Origin of the sequence: Brevundimonas sp. (assembly GCF_013823285.1) — a bacterium.
In the GTDB taxonomy this organism is placed as follows: domain Bacteria; phylum Pseudomonadota; class Alphaproteobacteria; order Caulobacterales; family Caulobacteraceae; genus Brevundimonas.
This window is the reverse complement of record NZ_PNLV01000053.1, coordinates 1-18,386: the sequence shown is the minus strand read 5'-3', so window position 1 is coordinate 18,386 and position 18,386 is coordinate 1. Positions and strand designations below refer to the sequence as shown.

The 18,386-nt window shown below is 69.3% G+C and carries 22 protein-coding genes and 1 tRNA gene; 16 read left to right on the top strand and 7 right to left on the bottom strand.

The genetic code is table 11. The features are described 5' to 3' along the window. The 3 genes from C0461_RS09050 to C0461_RS09040 form a co-directional block, all read left to right on the top strand. Positions 1-807, top strand: an 807-nt coding sequence (locus C0461_RS09050) for a copper resistance protein B (RefSeq protein ID WP_292105961.1), incomplete at its 5' end; no start/stop codon positions are given. Positions 808-818: 11 nt separating this feature from the next. Beyond that, positions 819-1,247, top strand: coding sequence for a copper resistance CopC family protein (locus C0461_RS09045; RefSeq protein WP_292105959.1), 429 nt, complete (start codon positions 819-821; stop codon positions 1,245-1,247). Between the two features lie 86 nt (positions 1,248-1,333). Then, the gene (locus tag C0461_RS09040; RefSeq protein ID WP_292105958.1) at positions 1,334-1,702 is read left to right on the top strand and encodes a DUF411 domain-containing protein; all 369 of its coding nucleotides are present in this window, start codon (positions 1,334-1,336) and stop codon (positions 1,700-1,702) included. 177 nt (positions 1,703-1,879) lie between these two features. Here C0461_RS09040 and C0461_RS09035 read toward each other — a convergent pair. Further along, positions 1,880-1,956, bottom strand: a tRNA-Arg gene (locus C0461_RS09035). Between the two features lie 133 nt (positions 1,957-2,089). Between C0461_RS09035 and C0461_RS09030 the strand changes: the two genes are divergently transcribed. Continuing rightward, positions 2,090-3,841 (top strand): gamma-glutamyltransferase family protein, encoded by a 1,752-nt coding sequence (locus C0461_RS09030; RefSeq protein ID WP_292105956.1) that lies wholly within the window; start codon positions 2,090-2,092, stop codon positions 3,839-3,841. Positions 3,842-4,210: 369 nt separating this feature from the next. On the opposite strand, the gene C0461_RS09025 is transcribed toward C0461_RS09030, so the two are convergent. Continuing rightward, complete coding sequence (locus C0461_RS09025; RefSeq protein WP_292105954.1) at positions 4,211-4,627, bottom strand: hypothetical protein; 417 nt, start codon at positions 4,625-4,627, stop codon at positions 4,211-4,213. 224 nt (positions 4,628-4,851) lie between these two features. Here C0461_RS09025 and C0461_RS09020 point away from each other — a divergent pair, with 224 nt between their 5' ends. Beyond that, positions 4,852-5,787, top strand: a complete 936-nt coding sequence (locus tag C0461_RS09020) for a formylglycine-generating enzyme family protein (RefSeq protein ID WP_292105951.1) — start codon at positions 4,852-4,854, stop codon at positions 5,785-5,787. A gap of 143 nt (positions 5,788-5,930) precedes the next feature. Here the strand turns inward: C0461_RS09020 and C0461_RS09015 are convergent, their stop codons facing one another. Next, positions 5,931-7,331, bottom strand: a complete 1,401-nt coding sequence (locus C0461_RS09015) for a HAMP domain-containing sensor histidine kinase (RefSeq protein WP_292105964.1) — start codon at positions 7,329-7,331, stop codon at positions 5,931-5,933. Continuing rightward, positions 7,331-8,068: a VTT domain-containing protein gene (locus C0461_RS09010; protein WP_292105948.1), complete on the bottom strand. Its 738-nt coding sequence runs from the start codon at positions 8,066-8,068 to the stop codon at positions 7,331-7,333. The genes C0461_RS09015 and C0461_RS09010 overlap by 1 nt, the downstream gene beginning before the upstream one ends. Before the next feature lie 136 nt (positions 8,069-8,204). On the opposite strand from C0461_RS09010, the gene rpmH reads away from it, so the two are divergent. From rpmH to yihA, 4 genes are read left to right on the top strand one after another with little or no spacing between them, the layout of a single operon-like run. Further along, positions 8,205-8,339 carry a 50S ribosomal protein L34 gene (rpmH, locus tag C0461_RS09005; protein WP_003164000.1) on the top strand — a complete coding sequence of 45 codons (135 nt, stop codon included), beginning with the start codon at positions 8,205-8,207 and terminating at the stop codon, positions 8,337-8,339. A gap of 34 nt (positions 8,340-8,373) precedes the next feature. Continuing rightward, a complete protein-coding gene (locus C0461_RS09000) occupies positions 8,374-8,799 on the top strand; it encodes a ribonuclease P protein component (RefSeq protein ID WP_292105947.1) in 426 nt (141 codons plus the stop codon). 3 nt (positions 8,800-8,802) lie between these two features. Further along, a complete protein-coding gene (gene yidC / locus C0461_RS08995; protein WP_292105945.1) occupies positions 8,803-10,599 on the top strand; it encodes a membrane protein insertase YidC in 1,797 nt (598 codons plus the stop codon). Between the two features lie 34 nt (positions 10,600-10,633). Further along, a complete protein-coding gene (gene yihA, locus C0461_RS08990; protein WP_292105942.1) occupies positions 10,634-11,278 on the top strand; it encodes a ribosome biogenesis GTP-binding protein YihA/YsxC in 645 nt (214 codons plus the stop codon). A gap of 9 nt (positions 11,279-11,287) precedes the next feature. Here the strand turns inward: yihA and C0461_RS08985 are convergent, their stop codons facing one another. Continuing rightward, positions 11,288-11,530, bottom strand: coding sequence for a hypothetical protein (locus tag C0461_RS08985; protein ID WP_292105940.1), 243 nt, complete (start codon positions 11,528-11,530; stop codon positions 11,288-11,290). 93 nt (positions 11,531-11,623) lie between these two features. Here C0461_RS08985 and C0461_RS08980 point away from each other — a divergent pair, with 93 nt between their 5' ends. From C0461_RS08980 to trmB, 6 genes are all read left to right on the top strand, one after another. Continuing rightward, positions 11,624-12,610: an LLM class flavin-dependent oxidoreductase gene (locus C0461_RS08980; protein WP_292105939.1), complete on the top strand. Its 987-nt coding sequence runs from the start codon at positions 11,624-11,626 to the stop codon at positions 12,608-12,610. 248 nt (positions 12,611-12,858) lie between these two features. Next, on the top strand, positions 12,859-13,356 hold the full coding sequence (locus tag C0461_RS08975) for a ferritin-like domain-containing protein (RefSeq protein ID WP_292105937.1): 498 nt from the start codon (positions 12,859-12,861) through the stop codon (positions 13,354-13,356). A 245-nt stretch (positions 13,357-13,601) separates the two neighbouring features. Further along, complete coding sequence (argB, locus tag C0461_RS08970; protein WP_292105934.1) at positions 13,602-14,543, top strand: acetylglutamate kinase; 942 nt, start codon at positions 13,602-13,604, stop codon at positions 14,541-14,543. After that, positions 14,540-15,202: a pyrimidine 5'-nucleotidase gene (locus C0461_RS08965; protein WP_292105933.1), complete on the top strand. Its 663-nt coding sequence runs from the start codon at positions 14,540-14,542 to the stop codon at positions 15,200-15,202. The genes argB and C0461_RS08965 overlap by 4 nt, the downstream gene beginning before the upstream one ends. Further along, positions 15,199-16,050 carry a 2,3,4,5-tetrahydropyridine-2,6-dicarboxylate N-succinyltransferase gene (gene dapD / locus C0461_RS08960; RefSeq protein WP_292105931.1) on the top strand — a complete coding sequence of 284 codons (852 nt, stop codon included), beginning with the start codon at positions 15,199-15,201 and terminating at the stop codon, positions 16,048-16,050. The genes C0461_RS08965 and dapD overlap by 4 nt, the downstream gene beginning before the upstream one ends. Continuing rightward, the gene (gene trmB, locus C0461_RS08955) at positions 16,050-16,760 is read left to right on the top strand and encodes a tRNA (guanosine(46)-N7)-methyltransferase TrmB (protein WP_292105929.1); all 711 of its coding nucleotides are present in this window, start codon (positions 16,050-16,052) and stop codon (positions 16,758-16,760) included. Before dapD ends, trmB begins: the two co-directional genes overlap by 1 nt. Here the strand turns inward: trmB and C0461_RS08950 are convergent, their stop codons facing one another. Together C0461_RS08950 and C0461_RS08945 are read right to left on the bottom strand one after the other, a co-directional pair. Then, complete coding sequence (locus C0461_RS08950; protein ID WP_292105926.1) at positions 16,761-17,513, bottom strand: DUF502 domain-containing protein; 753 nt, start codon at positions 17,511-17,513, stop codon at positions 16,761-16,763. Continuing rightward, positions 17,513-17,743: a DUF1674 domain-containing protein gene (locus tag C0461_RS08945; protein ID WP_292105925.1), complete on the bottom strand. Its 231-nt coding sequence runs from the start codon at positions 17,741-17,743 to the stop codon at positions 17,513-17,515. The genes C0461_RS08950 and C0461_RS08945 overlap by 1 nt, the downstream gene beginning before the upstream one ends. A gap of 93 nt (positions 17,744-17,836) precedes the next feature. Here C0461_RS08945 and C0461_RS08940 point away from each other — a divergent pair. Next, a partial coding sequence (locus C0461_RS08940; RefSeq protein WP_292105923.1) for a M48 family metalloprotease occupies positions 17,837-18,386 on the top strand: 550 nt, incomplete at its 3' end.

Genomic DNA, 18,386 nt, shown 5'->3' with positions numbered 1-18,386 from the left:
GACATAGGCGCCATGGGGCCGCCCGACGTGCCGACCAGCGCCGACGATCCCGGTCGTCCTCGACAGCCGCCTCCGCCGCCCGGCGCCCTGTCCGGACCGAGCCATGCCGCCGATGCGGTCTGGGGCGCCGGGCAAATGACAGGGCCTCGCGAAATCCTGCGCCGCGAGAATGGCGACGTGCGCGCGACCGCCGTCATCATCGACCGGCTGGAGGCCGGTTTCGGCGACGGCGAAGAGAGTTGGCTTTGGGATGTGAGCGGCTGGACCGGCGGCGACATCAACCGCTTCTGGTGGAAGTCCGAGGGGGGAAGCGCCTTCGATGGGGAGGTCGAGGGCGAGATCCAGGCCCTCTACAGCCGTGCGATCTCGCCGTTTTGGGACGTGCAGGCAGGCTTGCGCCAGGACTTCCGTCGTGACGGGGAAGACCCGACCCATCTGGTGTTGGGCGTGCAGGGGCTCGCCCCTTACTGGTGGGAAGTGGACGCCGCAGCCTTCCTGTCCACCGAAGGCGACCTGACCGCACGGGTCGAGGCCGAATACGACCAGCGCATCACCCAGCGCCTGATCCTGCAACCGCGCGTCGAGGTCGAAGCCTCGGCGACCGACATCCCCGAACTGAGGCTGGGATCGGGCCTGACCCATGTCGAGGCGGGCCTTCGCCTGCGCTATGAGATCGCCAGGGAATTCGCCCCCTATGTCGGTGTGGAGTGGAGCCGCGAACTTGGCGGCACCGCCGACCTGACCCGCGCGCTCGGCGGCGAACCCGAACACACCCGTTTCGTCATCGGCCTGAAGGCCTGGTTCTAGGAGAGTTGTCCATGCGCAAGATTATGCCCGCCGTCGCCATGACCCTGGCCTTGGTCGCGCCCACCTTCGCCCAGGCCACAGCCGTCTGCTGCTGCTGCGCCATGGAAGGCCAGGACGCGCACGCAGGCCATGACGCCGAGGCCCCCTCCGCCGATCACGCCCCACACGAGGTCGTCACCAGCCCGGCCGACGGCGACATGACGGATGGCTCGCCCGACTGGTTCACGGCGACTTTCCCCCACGCGATGACTCTAAAGGCCGTCACCGTGACCGCCGAGGGGCAGGCCGCCGTTGCCGTCCCTGTCGCCTCCGCCGCGGCAACCACCCGCGTGTCCGCTGACCTGCCGCCCCTGACTCCCGGCAACTATGTCCTGAACTGGACCGCCGAAGGCGCGGACGGTCATGAGATGACGGGCGTCGTTCGTTTCATGGTCCACTGATGATGGGCCGGCTGAACCGACGCCTGCTGCTGGGAGCCGCTGTCGCTCTCGCCTCAACCGGCCCGGCGATGGCGCAGGACCGTCGCATGACCGCCTACAAGACCCCGTGGTGCGGATGCTGCGACGGTTGGGTGACCCACATGCGCGGCGCGGGCTGGACCGTCGAATTGGTCGAGCTTGAGGATCTCGCCCCGATCCGCGCCCGCCATGGGGTGCCGGACCGCTATGCCGGATGCCACACCGCCGTGGCCGGGGCCTATGCCATCGAGGGCCATGTTCCGGCTGCCGATGTCGCCCGTCTGCTGCGTGAACAACCGCAGGCCGTGGCGCTCGCCGCACCCGGCATGCCCGCCGGATCGCCAGGCATGGAGGCGGCGGGACGCGAGCCCTACGTCACCCTCCTCATCGATCGCAGGGGCCAGGCCACGGTGTTCGGACGGCACAACGGGGCCTGATCTCAGCCACCTCCCCCTGGAAGGCGGCGATGATCGGCAGGGTCCTTGTGTCTCTTGACGCACGGGCCCGGGCCAGACACCTCAGCCCTGCGCGCGTCTGTTCGAAATCGACGATGGCCCTGTCCAGCGAGGCCAATCGCTCGGCGGCCCGTGGGCGTCGTGACATCGGACAGGAAATGGCGCGCCCGAAGAGATTCGAACTCCTGACCCCCAGATTCGTAGTCTGGTGCTCTATCCAGCTGAGCTACGGGCGCGCATGGCGGTGGAACCGCGAAGGGCCGGACACCTAGCCGCGTCGGGGCGACGATGCAAGCCGCATTTGCGCGGAATCGGCAGGAAACCGCGCGCGCGGTTTTCAGCCGGGGCGTTCCGCCTTAGGGGATGGATATGACCCTGTCTCCTTCTCTTCGTCGCCGTGCGGCGCGCCTGCTGGCGCCGGTCCTGTCCACGGCCCTGATCCTGGCGGGCTGCGCCGCGCCGATGCGCATTTCGGCCGAGCCTGCGCCGGTCGCGGCGCAGGTCCCTTCGCAAGGCGCGCGCGGGCCCATCGTCAGCGCCGCCAATCCGCTGGCGGCGGAGGCGGGCATGGCGGTGCTGCGGCGGGGCGGGTCGGCGGTGGACGCCGCCGTGGCCGTCCAGGCGGTGCTGGGGCTGGTGGAGCCGCAGAGTTCGGGTCTGGGGGGCGGGGCCTTCCTGATGCACTACGACGCCGCCACCGGGGCGGTGACGGCCTTCGACGGGCGCGAGACGGCGCCGTCGGCGGCGACGCCGGAACTGTTCTTTGAGGACGGCGAGCCGCTGGGCTTCCGAGAGGCGGTGCTGAGCGGGCGGTCCACCGGGGCGCCGGGCGCGGTGGCCATGCTGGCCATGGCCCACGAGCGGCATGGGCGGCTGGACTGGTCCGGGCTGTTCGGCGATGCGGCGCGGCTGGCCGAGGACGGCTTCACCGTCAGCCCCCGGCTGGCAGGCATGATCGCCTCCTCGGCGCCCCAGGCCTCGACCGCCTGGGCGCGGGCCTATTTCAGCGGCGCGGACGGGGAACGGCTGGAGGCGGGCGACACCCTGCGCAACCCCGCCTACGCCGCCACGGTGCGCGCCCTCGCCGAGGACGGGCCGGACGCCCTGTACAGCGGGCCCATCGCCGCCGAGATCATCGAGACGGTGCGGGCGGGCGAGCGGCCCGGCGCCCTGAGCCTCGAGGATCTGGCGGCTTACACCCCCGTGGCGCGCGAGGCGGTGTGCCGGGAATGGCGGGTGTATGTGGTGTGCGTGCCGCCGCCGCCGTCCAGCGGGCTGGCGGTGCTGCAGCTGCTGGCCATGGCCGAGCATGTCCCGGCCGTGGACGGAGGCCCCGCCGACGCGGAGGCCTGGACCGCCTTCGCCCGGCTTCAGAGCCTGATGTACGCCGACCGCGACCGCTATGTGGGCGACGCGGACTTCGTGGAGGTTCCCGTCGCCGGCCTGCTGGACCCCGCCTATGTGGCCCGGCGCGCGGCCCTGACGGCGACCCTTGACGGGGCTGCCGAGCCGGGCCTGCCGCCGGGCTTCCAGCCCCGCGCCGCCGACGCCACCGCCGAGCCGTCCGGCACCTCCCACTTCGTGGTGGTGGACGCCGACGGGAACGCGGTCAGCATGACCACCACGGTGGAGAGCCTCTTCGGCTCGGGCCGCATGGCGGCGGGGTTCTTCCTCAACAATCAACTGACCGACTTCTCCTTCTCGCCCGCCGATGCGGCGGGGCGTCCCGTGGCCAATGCGGTGGCCCCGGGCAAGCGTCCGCGCTCGTCCATGAGCCCGGTGATCATCCTCGACCGCGAGGGCCGTTTCGTGGGCGCGGTGGGCTCGCCCGGCGGGACCTCCATCCTGGCCTATGTGGCCAAGGCCCTGATCGGGACCCTGGCCTGGGACCTGTCCATGCAGGAGGCCATCGACCTGCCCAATCTGGTGGCGCGGGGCGACGGCTTCGGCGCGGACACGGAGCTGTTCAGCCCCGAACTGCGGGCCGAGCTGGCGGCGGCGGGCATCGCGCTGCGCCCCAACGCCTCGGAGAACTCGGGCCTGCACGGGGTGCTGTGGCGGGACGGCCGCTGGGACGCCGGGGCCGACCCCCGCCGCGAGGGCGTGGTGCTGAGCCGCTAGGCCGACTCTGATTTCGGACTCCGGACCCTGAAAAACAGGGTGCGAATTGTCCGAATTGTCTGAAATCGCGCGCCGGGTGAGACGGCGGACCCGAAAAAACAGTGCAAGGGGAGTGCAACGCCGTCGCCCGGATTTCGGACTCCGGGCCCGAAAAAAACAGGGTGCGAATTGTCCGAATGGTCTGAAATCCCCTCCCTGATCGTGACCGCCGAAAGCAGGCCGCGTCCGCGCGCGGGGACCAGTCTAGGGGATGGGGAAGGGCCGGGGACGAAATACCGGGTACGGCAGGCGCAAACCCTTGCGGCGCGGGGGTCTGGCGTCCGGAAATGCGGGATTTCGGAGGCGCAGACCCAGCTCATGTCCTCATGATTATTGCCAGACCCCGACGACGACCCAGCAGTAGGCCTCGCTGCAATCCAACGGCTGCGCATAGATCCAGTAGGTCTGACCCGCCTGCGGATAGAAGAGCAGCGTGCTGGCCCCCGTGTGGGGCTGTTCATAGGCGACCTGGCGGTTCTGGAAATCGACCACGCGGAGCTGCAGGCGACTGCAATCGGTGTCGCAGGCCGCAGTCACCCGCACGGCGGCGCCCGTAGCGGGTACAGTGGACCGCCGGAAATGCTGACCCGCCGTAACGCGACTGAGGTCAAAGCTCAGGTTGGAGCTGTAAGACACGCCATCCGCCACGGCGTCCAGCCGGTCCAGCGCGCCGCGAACGTAGGCGCTTTGCGACTGGGCCTGCGCCATACCGGCCATGCTCGCGAGCATCAGGGCAATGAGCCCCATCAATCCCCGTTGCCGCATCCTACGCCCCGAACCTTAATCTGAAGGATGTCTAGCGAGTCCCCCAAGTCTGGTGAAGTTGCGACGGGCTGACGGCATCTGACAAGTCCGCCGATCGTCGATTTTCGACTTCGGTTTTCGGTCGAAAGGCATACCATCGGTCGATCAAGCCGCCCCACCGGGGCGATCCCCCTGATCACGGGGAATGTTTAGGGATATTGAACGCCATGGCGATCGCCATCCGATTACCAGCAGGGCTGAAGCCGTGGACCGCCCTCGTGTGCGCCCTTGGCGCGCTCGCCCTGGCCGATACGGCCGCCAGGGCGCAGAACCGAACAGGCGAGGTGTTCCGCGACCCGTTCACATCCGGGCCTGGCCAGGGTCCGGAGATGGTGGTTCTGCCCGCGGGGCGTTTCACAATGGGCTCGCCGGAATCGGAGCACAGGGGACTTGGTGATGAAGGCCCCCAGCGCATGGTTCAGATCGGATATCGCCTGGCCGTCGGCCGCTACGAAGTGAGCGTGGATGAGTTCAGCGCCTTCGCGGAAGAGACCGGCTGGAGTCCGGACGAGGTCTGCCTGAGGTGGTTCAGCGGTCAAGTGCGCGCAATGCCCGGAACGAACTGGCTGGCCCCCGGGTTCGAGCAGTCAGGCGATCATCCGGTGACATGCGTCTCATGGCATGATGCGCAGGCCTATGTGGACTGGCTGAACCACAGGACGGGCCTCACGGACCGTGCGGACCGCTACCGCCTGCTGAGCGAGGCGGAATGGGAATACGCCGCAAGGGCCGGTGCGGACACCGATTACAGCTTTGGCGATGATGACAGCCAGCTGGATGACCACGCCTGGTACAGCCGCGACCGCTTCCGCCCCTACGGCAACACGCATCCCGTCGGCCGCAAGCGCCCCAACGCCTTCGGCCTTCATGACATGCATGGCAATGTGTGGGAGCTGGTCGAGGATTGCTATTCCGCCAGCTATGAAGACGCGCCCGCCGACGGCTCGGCCCGCACGAGCGATGACTGTCCCGACCGTGTCGTCCGGGGCGGCGCCTGGAACAGTGGTCCGGACTCCCTGCGTTCCGCCCAGCGCTCCTATGGCTGGCCGAACAGCAGGGAGAACTGGACGGGCCTTCGTGTTGCGCGGACGCTTCCCGACTAGGGAGGCGGGTGTCCTGACAGGGGCCACCCGCTGACCGGGAGTCGAGGGCGGGGAGCGGATTTCCTGCCAGCGCCGCCCGCCCGCAGTTTCCGCGATTCCTGCAGGCGGACCCGCGGCATCGGGGATTTTATGACGACACGCCCCTAGCCCTTCGGGATCACCAGCCGGAAGGCGGTCCCCTCCGGCCCGGAGGAGGCCAGGGTCAGCTCGCCGCCGTGGTTGGCGGCCAGTTCGCGGGCGATGGCCAGGCCCAGGCCGGTGCCGCCCGCCGAGCCCGCCACGAAGGGCTGGAACAGCCGCTCCACCACGCGGGGGGGAATGCCGGGGCCGTCGTCGGCGATGGTGAGGATCACCGTGTCGTCCGCCGTCACCGCCTCCACCGTCACCTTGCCCCGGGCGTCCTCGCCGCGCGCGCTCTGGATGGCGTGGCGGGCGTTGCGCATCAGATTGACCAGGATGCGGTGCAGCTGGTCCGGGTCCGCGTGAATGGTTGCGCCGGCGGGAATGCGGCGCACCAGCCGCACCCCGCGCGGCTCCAGCCCCGCGTCCTCCGCCGCCGCCGCCACGGCGGTCTTGAGGACCAGATCCTGACGCTCCGGCTCGGGCTCGGCGGTCTTGCCGTAGTCCAGCACGTGGGTGGCCAGCGCAGCGGCGCGGTCCAGCGCCCGCTCCAGCCGGGGCAAGGCCTTGGCCACCTGCGGGTCGGGGCTGCCGGCCAGGCGGTCCGAGGCCATCTGGGCCGAGGTCAGCATGTTGCGCAGGTCGTGATTGATGCGCGCCACCGCCTCGCCCAGGGCGGCCAGACGGGCGCGGGAGCGCAAGGCCTGACGCACCTCCTCCTGCATTCGGGCCAGTTCGTCCTCGACCCGGCCGATCTCGTCCCGGCGGCCCTGCGGCGGTTCGGAGGCGGCCTCGGGATCGGCGCGGAAGCGTTCGATGGAGATGGTCACCCGCCGCATGGGGCTGAGCACCAGGAAGGCCAGGGCGGCGTAGAGCAGGCCCCCGGCCGCGCCGGCCACCACCAGAGACAGCAGCAGGCTGTTGACCAGATAGGCGCGCAGATCGTCCTTCAGGGGCTCTGCGGGCGCCACCACCTCGATGAAGTCGCCGGAGCGATAGCGCGGCCGCGCCATGACCCGCACCGAACGTTCCGGATGGCCCGCCAGGGTGCGCCACGGATCGGTCAGGCGCGCCCCGGGGTCGGACTGGCGCAGATCGATCAGTTCGGGCGTGCGGGGCAGGGCCGGGGCCTGGAGCAGCAGGCGGCGCACCCCTTCCTCCTGCACCGCCACGGCCTGGACCCCGCTGATCTGCAGCAGCTGGCGGGCGGTGTCGTCCTCCACCAGCGAATAGGGCAGGGCCTCGACGCCCACGGACGCCAGTTCGGCGGCGCGGATGCGGTCCAGCAGCCAGCGCTCGTGGAACGAGGCCGCGCTGGGCGCCAGGATCAGCACCACCACCGCCAGGGTGAACACCCCGGTCAGCAGCAGCAGGCGCGCCGACAGGCCGTCGGGCCCGCGCAGTCCGGGCAGGCGCGAGCGCATCACGCCGCGGTCTCCGGGTCGCGCGCGCCCAGCCGCCGCATGATCAGCGGCAGCACCAGGGCCAGGAAGGCGACTCCCATCAGGGGCCATAGGAACTCGTTGAACAGGGCGCGAAGGTCAGGATCCTCATTGACGGACAGAATGTCGTTCAGTCCGGCTCCGATCCAGCAATAGATGAAATGGGCGGGCAGCAGGCCGAGGAAGGTGGCCAGGGCGTAGGGTCTGAGAGGGGCCGAAACGATGCCGGCGGCCACATTGATCAGGTGGAACGGCACCGTCACGATCAGCCGCGACACCAGCACATAGCGGAAGGTGTCGCGATCCACGCCCTTGCAGATGCGCTGTATCAGGCCGGGCCGGGCCGCCGCCCGCGCCCGCAGGGCCTCTCCCAGCGCCGAACGGCCCGCCCCGTAGACGATCAGCGCGCCCAGGGTCGCGCCCAGGGTTGTGGCCACGCCGCCCACCCAGGTGCCATACAGATAGCCCGCGGCCACGGTGACGAAGACCACGCCCGGAATGACGCTGGCGGTCAGCAGGGCGAACAGCAGGGTCAGGCCCAGCAGGGTCAGCAGATAATGGTCCGCCACAAAGGCGTGCAGCGCCTCGCCGTGATCCTTGAGGGTGTCCAGCGACAGATACCGGTTCCAGCCCATGGCCAGGATCAGGGCCGCGAGGGCGACCACCCCCAGAAGGGGCGCCAGCCGGACGATCCAGTGCCTGACCGTGCGTTCGCCCATGGGCTGTCTTATTCTCCTGTGGACGCACGGAAGGCCCGTTCGCCGTTGACTCCCGGGCCGCCCCGACTTATACGCCCGCCCTTCCTGCAGCGGACATCCTTGCTCGCCGCACAACCCTGATTGCCGGAGCCTTATCGTGAAGCGGACCTATCAGCCGTCCCGACTCGTGCGCAAGCGCCGTCACGGCTTCCGTTCGCGGATGGCCACCAAGAACGGTCAGAAGATCGTTGCGCGCCGCCGCGCCAAGGGCCGCAAGCGCCTGACGGCGTAAGCGCCCAATGCGCCTTCGGGCGCAGGACGGAACCATGTTCAAAATCGAACGCCTGACTTCGCGGCCCCAGTTTCTGGCGGCCGCGAAGGGCGTTTCAAAGGCCTCCGGCGCCGTGGTGGTCCAGGCCCTGGACCGGGGCGACGGCGAACCGGTGGTCCGCGTGGGCTTCACCGCCACCCGCAAGGTCGGCGGGGCCGTGATCCGCAACCGCGCCAAGCGCCGCCTGCGCGAGGCCGCGCGGGCGCTTTTGCCCCTCCACGCCCATCCCGGATACGACTATGTGCTGGTGGCCCGTCAGGGCACGCCCGACCGGCCCTGGGACCGATTGCTTGACGATGTGAAAAGCGCGCTGATAAGGCTCGCGCCCAGTTCCGGCCCGGCGCCCGCGCCCCCGGACGCTCCGTCGATCTCCGACGCTTCTTCAACGCCGCCCCGCGACCCTTCTGGCCAGGACCGCTGACCCATGCAGAATGAGAGCACCCGCAACACGATCCTGTTCATCGTGTGCACCGTGGCGATCCTGCTTCTTTATCAGGTCTTCGTGCTGCAGCCGTCCACCGAGCGCCAGCGCGCGGCGCAGCCGGCGGCCACCGAGGCGGCGGCCGACGGGCCCGCCACGGCCTTCCGGCCCGAGACGGCGGTGTTCACCGACCGCCGCACGGCCCTGGCCACCGGCCCGCGCGTGCCGATCAGCACCCCCACCATGGCCGGCTCCCTGTCGCTGCAGGGCGCGCGCATCGACGATCTGTTCCTGACCAACTACCGCGAGACCCTGGACGGGGACGATCCGGTGGAGCTGTTCCGCCCGCAGGGGACCGAGCACGCCTATTTCGCCCAGTTCGGCTGGCTGGGCCAGAACGTGCCGGGCGTGCCCGGCCCCAACACCGAGTGGACCCTGACCGAGGGCTCGACCCTGGCGCCCGGCGCGCCGGTCACCCTGACCTACGACAACGGCCAGGGCCTGCGCTTCACCCGCCGCATCGAGGTGGACGAGCAGTACGTCTTCACCCTGACCGACACCGTGGCCAATCTTGGGGCGCAGGCCATCACCCTGGCGCCCTACGGTTCGGTGCAGCGGCACGGGGTGCCGGACGACCTGGGCCGCCAGTTCATCCTGCACGAGGGCGCCATCGGGGTTCTGGGCGACCGGCTGCGGCTGGAGAAATACCGCGACTGGGAGGACGAGCCGCGCATCGCCTATGAATCCACCGGCGGCTGGCTGGGCATCACCGACAAATACTGGCTGGCGGCCCTGCTGCCCGACCAGACCGAGGCCATCGACGCCGAGCTGCGGGTGCGCCGGGTCGGCGAGATCAACATTCACGAGGCCAACATCCTGGGCGCCGCCCGGGTCATCAATCCGGGCCGCCAGATCACCGAGACCCAGCGCCTGTTCGCCGGCGCCAAGCGGGCCGAGATCCTGCGCGGCTATGAGAACAGCCTGGGCATCCCGCGTTTCGACCAGGCCATCGACTGGGGCATGTTCTGGTTCCTGACCCGGCCGATCTTCATGACCGTGGAGTTCTTCTATGGCCTGGTGGGCAATTTCGGCGTCGCCATCCTGCTGCTGACCGTGGTCATCAAGCTGCTGCTCTTCCCCCTGGCCAACAAGAGCTACGAGAGCCTCTCCAAGATGAAGATGCTCGCGCCCAAGATGGAGGAGATCAAGAAGACGCACGGATCGGACCCGCAGAAGCAGCAGCAGGAAATGATGGCGCTGTACCAGCGCGAGAAGATCAATCCGCTGGCCGGCTGTCTGCCGATCCTGCTGCAGATCCCGGTGTTCTACGCCCTGTACAAGGTGCTGTTCGTGACCATCGAGATGCGGCACGCGCCCTTCTTCGGCTGGATCCAGGACCTCTCCGCCCGCGACCCCACGAACGTCTGGAACCTGTTCGGCCTGATCCCGTGGGATCCCGCCTCGGTCCCGCTCATCGGCGGCCTGATCGGCGTGTCCAACACCGGCATGGGCGGGTTCACCCTGTCCCTCAGCGTGCTGGCCATCGTCTACGGCCTGACCATGTGGCTGCAGATGTCCATGAATCCGCCGCCGCCGGACCCGGTTCAGCGCAAGATCTTCGCCTTCATGCCGTTCGTGTTCACCTTCATCATGGCCCCGTTCGCGGCCGGCCTGCTGATCTACTGGGCGTGGAACAACATCCTGTCGATCCTGCAGCAGTACGTGATCATGCACCGCTTCAAGGCCGAGAACCCGATCGACACCTTCATCGACCGGTACATCCGGAAGAAGGCGTCGTGATCCCGGCTTTCGCCGGGATGAGCGGAGCGACGCCATGACGGACATGTTCACCGATGAGGAGGTCGAGGCGGCGCGGGTGCTGTTCGCCCGCCCGGCCACCTTCATCATGGGCTGCGCCAAGATCGAGCAGCTGCCCGAGCCGGACCTGCCCGAGGTGGCCTTCGCCGGTCGCTCGAACGTGGGCAAGTCCAGCCTGATCAACGGGCTGGTGGGCATGCACAAGCTGGCCCGCGCCTCCAATGAGCCGGGGCGGACGCGCGAGGTGAACTTCTTCGATCTGGACGGCAAGATGCGTCTGGTGGACCTGCCCGGCTATGGCTGGGCCAAGGCGTCCAGGGGCGAGGTGAAGCGGTTCCAGAACCTGGGCCGGGACTATCTGCGCGGCCGGGTGACGCTTAAGCGGGTCTATCTGCTGATCGACAGCCGCCACGGGCTGAAGAAGGTGGACGACGAGGCGCTGGACGCGCTGGACGAGGCCGCGGTCAGCTATCAGATCGTCCTGACCAAGGCCGACAAGCTGAAGAAGGGCGAGGCCGAGGCCATGGGGGAGAAGACCCTGAAGGCCGTCTCCAAGCGCCCCGCCGCCTATCCCTTCGTGGCCGTGACCTCGGCGGAGAAGGGCCACGGCATCCCCGAACTGCGCGCCGAGATCATGCGCACGACCGGGGTGGTGCTCTAAGCGAAGGTGCTAGCCGCCGCGCCACCGACGCAGGACGGAACGCCATCCGAGCGTCAGGCTGATGGCGAGGGCAGACAGGAGCGCGAGAGACAGCATCCAGCCGGACGCGCCCTGATCAGCAGCGATCATGACCAACGCCAGCAACAGGCCGCTGACGATCCAGCCCAGGGCATCCGCGTGTCGGCCTGACCGAACTTCAAGGATTGCGGCGCCTCCGAACAGGAGCGCCACCAGTATCGCCAATCCGATCATTCTCCGCCCCCAGTCATCATTTGTGAGTGGCGCAGGCCGGGGGTCGAGGCAAGCCGGCCTTGGCCCGCCGTGAGGCCACCCCATATGGGCGTGATGCCCAGACTTTCCGTACTCGATCTGTCGCCGGTGCCCGAAGGGTCCGACGTCTCACAGTCCCTCGCCAATACCCTGGATCTGGCCCGCCACGCCGAGCGGCTGGGCTATCATCGCTACTGGCTGGCCGAGCACCACAACATGCCGGGCATCGCCAGCGCGGCCACCGCCGTGGTCATCGGCCATGTGGCGGCGGGGACCAGCACCATTCGTGTCGGCGCCGGGGGCATCATGCTGCCCAACCATGCCCCCTATGTGATCGCCGAGCAGTTCGGCACCCTGGCGGCGCTGCACCCGGGCCGCATCGACCTGGGCCTGGGCCGTGCGCCTGGCACGGATCAGGCCACGTCGCGGGCCCTGCGCCGGACGCTGGAGGGCGGGGTCGACGACTTCCCCCGCGACGTGATGGAGCTGATGAGCTGGTTCGAACCGGCGGAGGAGGGCCAGCGCATCCGCGCCACGCCGGGCGAGGGCCAGGAGGTCCAGGTCTGGATGCTGGGCTCGTCCACCTACGGGGCGCAGCTGGCCGCCCATCTGGGCCTGCCCTACGCCTTCGCCAGCCATTTCGCCCCGGCGGAACTGGAGCGGGCGCTGGCCATCTATCGCTCGAGCTTCCAGCCGTCCAAGCGCCTGTCCGAGCCCTGGGTGATGCTGGGCTACAACGCCTTCGCCGCCGACACCGACGAGGAGGCAAAGGACCTGTTCACCTCGGTGCAGCAGGCCTTCGTCAATCTGCGCACCGGCAAGGCGGGCAAGCTTCCGCCGCCGCGCCCGGGCTATGCCGAGGCGCTGGACGCGGGCGCGCGGTCCATGATCGATCAGGCCCTGTCGTGCTCGGCGGTGGGCTCGCCCGAGACGGTGAAGGCGCAGTTGAACGCCTTCATCGAGCGCCACAAGCCGGACGAGCTGATGGTCACAAGCCAGATCTTCGACCACGCCGCGCGGGTGAAATCCTACGGGATTCTGGCGGAGGCGGGGGGCGGCTGAACCGGCGCGGGCGTCGGTCCGGGATCGGGTTTCGGCTCGGCCCCGGGTCGCGGCGTCTCGAACACGTAGAAGCCGCGCTCCAGCAGTTGCCGGGCCACTTCGGCGTCCAGCGTCCCAGGTGCTGGTTCTGTGCGGTTCCCATCCATGCCTCTGTGAACAGGCCGTGTTCGTGATCGGTTCCGGATGCCGGGGAACTTTGGCGGGGCCGCCCGGTTGTCAGCCGTCACTCCAATGGAAGGGAAAAGGCCATGACCGAGAAGACCCTCGATAACCTGTTCTACGACACCCTCAAGGACATCTATTATGCCGAGCGAAAGATCGCCAAGGCCCTGCCGAAAATGGCCCGCGGCGCGCAATCTCCTGCGCTGAAGGCCGCCTTCGAGAAGCATCTCGAGGAGACCGAGGGCCAGATCGAGCGTCTGCAGCAAGTGTTCGACATCATCGGCAAGCGCGCCATGGGCAAGACCTGCGAAGCCATCGAGGGCCTCATCGCCGAGGGCGAGGAGATCCTCGAGGATTACAAGGACACGCCCGCTCTGGACGCCGGTCTGATCTCGGCCGCCCAGGCGGTGGAGCACTACGAGATCGCCCGCTACGGCACCCTCAAGCGCTGGGCCGAACTGCTGGAGCTGCCCGACGCCGTGCGTCTGCTCGACGAGACCCTGAAGGAGGAGTCGAAGACCGACTCGGACCTGAGCAAGCTGGCCGACGAGTCCCCGAACCCGCAGGCCCTGGCGGCGGAATGAGCCCGTCCCTCTCCCGGTGGGAGAGGGCTGCGCGCACGGGTGCGTGAGCGTCCGTGCCTCGCGCGCAGGGTGGGGGCCGGGGGCGTCGTCTGGCCTGCCGGCCCCGTCGTCGGATCGGCTTCGCCGCTCCTTCCTCCACCCCCGCGCACGAAGTCGCGGCGCGCCTTCGTGCGCGGGGCCCCCTTCTCCCAACGGGAGAAGGATAGGGTGACAGGGCCGCCCATGTCCGCTATCGCGCCGGGGCGATGAACCAGGTTCCCATCACCGAAGACGAGCGGCAGTCCGAAGACCGCAGCTGGGCCACCGCCAGGACCCTGGCCGAGGCGCTGCCCTACATCCAGGTCTATGACCGCCAGACGGTGGTCATCAAATACGGCGGCCACGCCATGGGCGACGAGGCCGTGGCCAAGCAGTTCGCCGCCGATGTGGTGCTGCTGAAGCTGATGGGCGTGAACCCCGTGGTGGTCCACGGCGGCGGCCCGCAGATCAGCGCCATGCTGGACCGGGCCGGGGTCAAGTCCGAGTTCGTGGACGGCCTGCGCGTGACTGACGCGGCCACCATGCAGATTGCCGAAATGGTCCTGTCGGGGGCGGTCAACAAGGAGATCGCCAACTGGATCACCGAAGCCGGGAAACAGGCCGACGTGCGCGGGGTGGGCCTGTCGGGCAAGGACGCCGGCCTGCTGACGGTGGAGAAGACCCGCCGCACCCGCCGGGACCCCGACAGCATGATCGAGCATGAGGTGGACCTCGGCTTCGTGGGTGAACCCACCCATGTGGACCCCAAGCTGATCCGCGGCCTGATCGCCTCGGAGTCCGAGGACTGGGTGCCGGTGATCGCCCCCATCGGGGTGGCGGAAGACGGCAAGACCTACAACGTCAACGCCGACACGGTGGCGGGCGCGGTGGCCGGCTCGCTTCAGGCCAAACGCATGCTGCTCCTGACCGATGTGAAGGGCGTGCTGGACCAGAACGGCCAGGTGATCCGCCAGATGACGGTGGCCCAGGCGGAACAGCTGATCGCCGACGGCGTCGCCACCGGCGGCATGATCCCCAAGCTGGAGACCGCCATGGCGGCGGTGAAGGCCGGGGTCGAGGCGGTGGTCATCCTCGACGGGCGGCGCAGCCACGCCATGCTGGTGGAGCTGTTCACCGAGCACGGCGCCGGAACTCTGGTGAAGGCGTGAGCCCGTCCCTCGATCACGTCGAGCACTGGGTGTTCGACATGGACAACACCCTTTATCCGGCCGAATGCGGCCTGATGGGGCGGGTGCAGGACCGCATCAACGCCTTCTTCGTGCGCACCGTGGGCATGGGCCCGGCCGAGGCGCGCCAGCTGCAGCTGAAATATCTGCGCGACCACGGCACGTCGCTCAGCGGCCTGATGCTGAACCACCGGGTGGACCCCCGCGCCTTTCTGGACGAGGTGCACCGGGTCGAGCTGGACTGCCTGACGCCGGACCCGGTGCTGCGGGATGGCCTGTCGCGCCTGCCCGGGCGGCGGCTGATCTTCACCAACGGCGCGGCCGCCCATGCAGAACGGGTGCTGGACGCCCTGAACATCGCCGACCTGTTCGATGACGTGTTCCACATCGAGGCCTCGGACCTGATCCCCAAGCCGGACCCACGCGCCTTCACCCGCATGATCGAGCGGCACGGGGTCGATCCCCGCCGCGCCGCCTTCTTCGAGGACACCGAGAAGAACCTGAAGCCCGCCGCCGACATCGGCATGACCACGGTGCTGGTGGGGGCCCACGCCCCGGCCTCCACCGCCGCCTTCGTGGATCACCGGACCGAAACCCTGCCGCCGTTCCTGAACCGCCTTGCCCTGAAAGACGCCGCATGACCCATCCGCTGGAATCCGTGATCGAAGCCGCCTGGGAGGCCCGGGCCGATCTGTCGCCGTCGAGCACGGGCGAGGCGCGCGACGCGGTGATGGAGGCGCTGGACCTGCTGGACTCCGGTCAGGCCCGGGTGGCCTCGCGCGGCGCGGACGGCGTCTGGACCACGCACCAGTGGCTGAAGAAGGCGGTGCTGCTGTCCTTCCGCCTGAACGACAACACGGTCATGTCCACGGCGGGCAAGGGCTTCGGCTCGCCCCACGCCGGGCACGGGCCCTGGTGGGACAAGGTGCCCAACAAGTTCGGCAGCTGGCACGCCGAACAGTTCCGCGCCGCGGGCTTCCGCGCCGTGCCGGGCAGCTTCGTGCGTCAGGGCGCCTTCATCGGCCGCAATGTGGTGCTGATGCCCTCCTTCGTGAACATCGGCGCCTATGTGGACGAGGGCGCCATGGTGGACGCCTGGGCCACGGTCGGTTCGTGCGCCCAGATCGGCAGGAACGTCCACCTGTCCGGCGGGGCTGGCATCGGCGGGGTGCTGGAGCCGCTGCAGGCCAACCCCACCATCATCGAGGACGGCTGTTTCATCGGCGCCCGCGCCGAGGTGGCCGAGGGCGTCATCGTGCGCAAGGGTGCGGTGCTGGCCATGGGCGTCTATCTGTCGGCCTCCACCAAGATCGTGGACCGGGCCACCGGCGAGGTGTTCCGGGGCGAGGTGCCGGCTTACAGCGTGGTGGTGCCCGGCGCCCTGCCGGACCCGAACGGCGGGCCGTCCCTGTACTGCGCCGTCATCGTCAAGCGCGTGGACGCCCAGACCCGCGCCAAGACCGGCGTCAACGAACTGCTGCGGGACTGATGAGCGAGCCTGACGACAAGACCGGCGACGCCCCCGACTGGGGCCCCATGCGCTCGTTCGGGCGCATCCGCTCGCGCACGCTCAAGCCGCGTCAGGCGGCCCTGTTCGACACCCTGCTGCCGACCATCGCCCTGCCCGATCCCGAGGCGGGCCCGATCGATCCGCAGGCGCTGATGCCCGGGGCGACCGAGGTCTGGATCGAGATCGGCTTCGGCGGCGGCGAGCATCTGGCGCAGCAGGCGCGGCGGCATCCCCACGCCCTGATGATCGGCTGTGAGCCCTTCCTGAACGGCGTGGGCTCGGCCCTGCGTCATGTGGAGGAGATGGGGCTGAAGAACGTGCGCCTGCACGCCGGCGACGCGCGGGCGGTGATGGAGGCCCTGCCGGACGCCAGTCTGGACCGGGTCATGATCCTGTTCCCGGACCCCTGGCCCAAGGCGCGGCACAACAAGCGCCGCCTGATCCAGGACGAGACGGCGGCCGAGATCGCGCGGGTGCTGAAGCCGGGCGGCCGCCTGCGCTTCGTCACCGACTGGAAGGACTACGCCGCCTGGGCCCACGAGCGGTTCCTGCGGACCGAGGGGCTTGAGTGGACGGCCGAGGGCGCTGACGACTGGCGCACCGCCCCCGCCGACCATGTCACCACCCGCTATGAGCAAAAGCAGCTGGGCGACACACCGCCCCTGTTCCTCGAGTTCGTGCGGACCTGATCAGGGCCGGTCGGGGATGATCGGCGGGGGCGAGTCCCCGTCGTCGGGATGGCCGGTGGTGCGGTACTTGACCGCTTCGGGCGCGATCACCCCGGCCGAGACGATGAACTGGATGGCCTCGTTCAGGGTCCAGTCCAGCCAGACCAGCCGGTCCACCGGCACGATCTCCACATAGCCCGAGGTGGGGTTCGGCGTGGTGGGCACATAGACCGCCGCCAGCTCCTCGCCGGTGTCGGAGGCGCGGAAGCGCTGGGTGACCAGCCCCACCGTGCGCATCTCCGGCGAGGGGAACTCGATCAGCACCACCTTCTGGGCGCCCTCGGTGGGGGACTGGAAGCTGGAGATCAGCTGACGCGCCGAGCCATAGACCACGCTGCCCACCGGGATGCGGGTGATGAAGTCCTCCACCATCTGGCCCACGACCCGCCCGATGACGCCCTTGGCCATCAGCCCGATCACGATCAGGGCCCCCAGCGCCACCACGATGTTCAGGACGGTGGAGGTCACCGGATGCAGCAGGAAGCCTTCCAGCCCCGGCACGATCAGCAGCAGGGTGGCGGTGAACGGTCCGGTCATCAGCCCGCCCACGAAGGCGGCCACCTGCAGCACCAGCCACAGCACCCACAGGGTCAGGGCCAGCGGGGCCACGGCGATGGCGCCCACCACCAGAGCCTGCGACGCGCGGGCGGCCAGGCTCTTGACCCGGATGCGGGTCAGGCGGAGTTCTTCGTCGGTGAAGGCCCAGCGTTTCATCAGAAATCCACCGCCAGGCCTTTTTTCTCCCAGTCGCCATAGCGCGTGGGCTCGGCCCCGCGCGGTCCGCCCTGTTCGGGCGGCAGGTCCAGCGGCGGCGCGGCGGCGCGGCGGGCGGCGGCCTCCTGAAGCGCGCGGCGCGCGGCGGGGCTGAGGGGCTTGTCCTGGGCCGCCTCCGGCAGGTCCGGGTTCAGCGGGACAGGGATTTGATCGGCGGGCTGATCGGTCACGGGCGGGCGCTCTTGAGGCGGGGACGGTCCCGCTCCACATAGTATGCAACAGGGGCGGCCACAAAGCCCGCCCGATCATTCGCACGGAAAACCATGAACCACGTCAAGACCTTCATGCTGCTGGCCGCCATGACCGCCCTGTTCGTGGGGGTCGGCTATCTGATCGGCGGCGCCACGGGCATGCTGATCGCCCTGGTGTTCGCGGTGGCGCTCAACTTCGTCAGCTACTGGAACGCCGACAAGATCGTGCTGAAGATGTACCGGGCCCAGCCGGTGGACGAGAGCCATCCGGACCCGGTGGTGCGAAGTTATGTGGCGGACACCAAGGCCATGGCGACGGCGGCCGGCCTGCCCCTGCCCAACATCGTCATCATCCCCAACGACCAGCCCAACGCCTTCGCCACGGGCCGCAATCCGGACAACGCGGCGGTGGCCGCCACCACCGGCCTGCTGCGCATGCTGAACCGGGCGGAGATCCGCGGCGTCATGGCCCACGAACTGGCCCATGTGAAGAACCGCGACACCCTGGTCATGACCGTGACGGCGACCATCGCCGGCGCCATTGCGGCGCTGGCCAATTTCGCCCTGTTCTTCGGCGGGCGGGACCGGCCCGGCGGCATCATCGGGACCCTGGCCATCATGC

Bases quoted from the DNA above. Each gene is read 5' to 3' on its own strand.
- C0461_RS09045 (WP_292105959.1), top strand. From the start codon at position 819: ATGCGCAAGATTATGCCCGCCGTCGCCATGACCCTGGCCTTGGTCGCG.
- C0461_RS09040 (WP_292105958.1), top strand. From the start codon at position 1,334: ATGACCGCCTACAAGACCCCGTGGTGCGGATGCTGCGACGGTTGGGTG.
- C0461_RS09030 (WP_292105956.1), top strand. From the start codon at position 2,090: ATGACCCTGTCTCCTTCTCTTCGTCGCCGTGCGGCGCGCCTGCTGGCG.
- C0461_RS09025 (WP_292105954.1), bottom strand. From the start codon at position 4,627: ATGGGGCTCATTGCCCTGATGCTCGCGAGCATGGCCGGTATGGCGCAG.
- C0461_RS09020 (WP_292105951.1), top strand. From the start codon at position 4,852: ATGGCGATCGCCATCCGATTACCAGCAGGGCTGAAGCCGTGGACCGCC.
- C0461_RS09015 (WP_292105964.1), bottom strand. From the start codon at position 7,331: ATGCGCTCGCGCCTGCCCGGACTGCGCGGGCCCGACGGCCTGTCGGCG.
- C0461_RS09010 (WP_292105948.1), bottom strand. From the start codon at position 8,068: ATGGGCGAACGCACGGTCAGGCACTGGATCGTCCGGCTGGCGCCCCTT.
- C0461_RS09000 (WP_292105947.1), top strand. From the start codon at position 8,374: ATGTTCAAAATCGAACGCCTGACTTCGCGGCCCCAGTTTCTGGCGGCC.
- yidC (WP_292105945.1), top strand. From the start codon at position 8,803: ATGCAGAATGAGAGCACCCGCAACACGATCCTGTTCATCGTGTGCACC.
- yihA (WP_292105942.1), top strand. From the start codon at position 10,634: ATGACGGACATGTTCACCGATGAGGAGGTCGAGGCGGCGCGGGTGCTG.
- C0461_RS08985 (WP_292105940.1), bottom strand. From the start codon at position 11,530: ATGATCGGATTGGCGATACTGGTGGCGCTCCTGTTCGGAGGCGCCGCA.
- C0461_RS08980 (WP_292105939.1), top strand. From the start codon at position 11,624: ATGCCCAGACTTTCCGTACTCGATCTGTCGCCGGTGCCCGAAGGGTCC.
- C0461_RS08975 (WP_292105937.1), top strand. From the start codon at position 12,859: ATGACCGAGAAGACCCTCGATAACCTGTTCTACGACACCCTCAAGGAC.
- argB (WP_292105934.1), top strand. From the start codon at position 13,602: ATGAACCAGGTTCCCATCACCGAAGACGAGCGGCAGTCCGAAGACCGC.
- dapD (WP_292105931.1), top strand. From the start codon at position 15,199: ATGACCCATCCGCTGGAATCCGTGATCGAAGCCGCCTGGGAGGCCCGG.
- trmB (WP_292105929.1), top strand. From the start codon at position 16,050: ATGAGCGAGCCTGACGACAAGACCGGCGACGCCCCCGACTGGGGCCCC.
- C0461_RS08950 (WP_292105926.1), bottom strand. From the start codon at position 17,513: ATGAAACGCTGGGCCTTCACCGACGAAGAACTCCGCCTGACCCGCATC.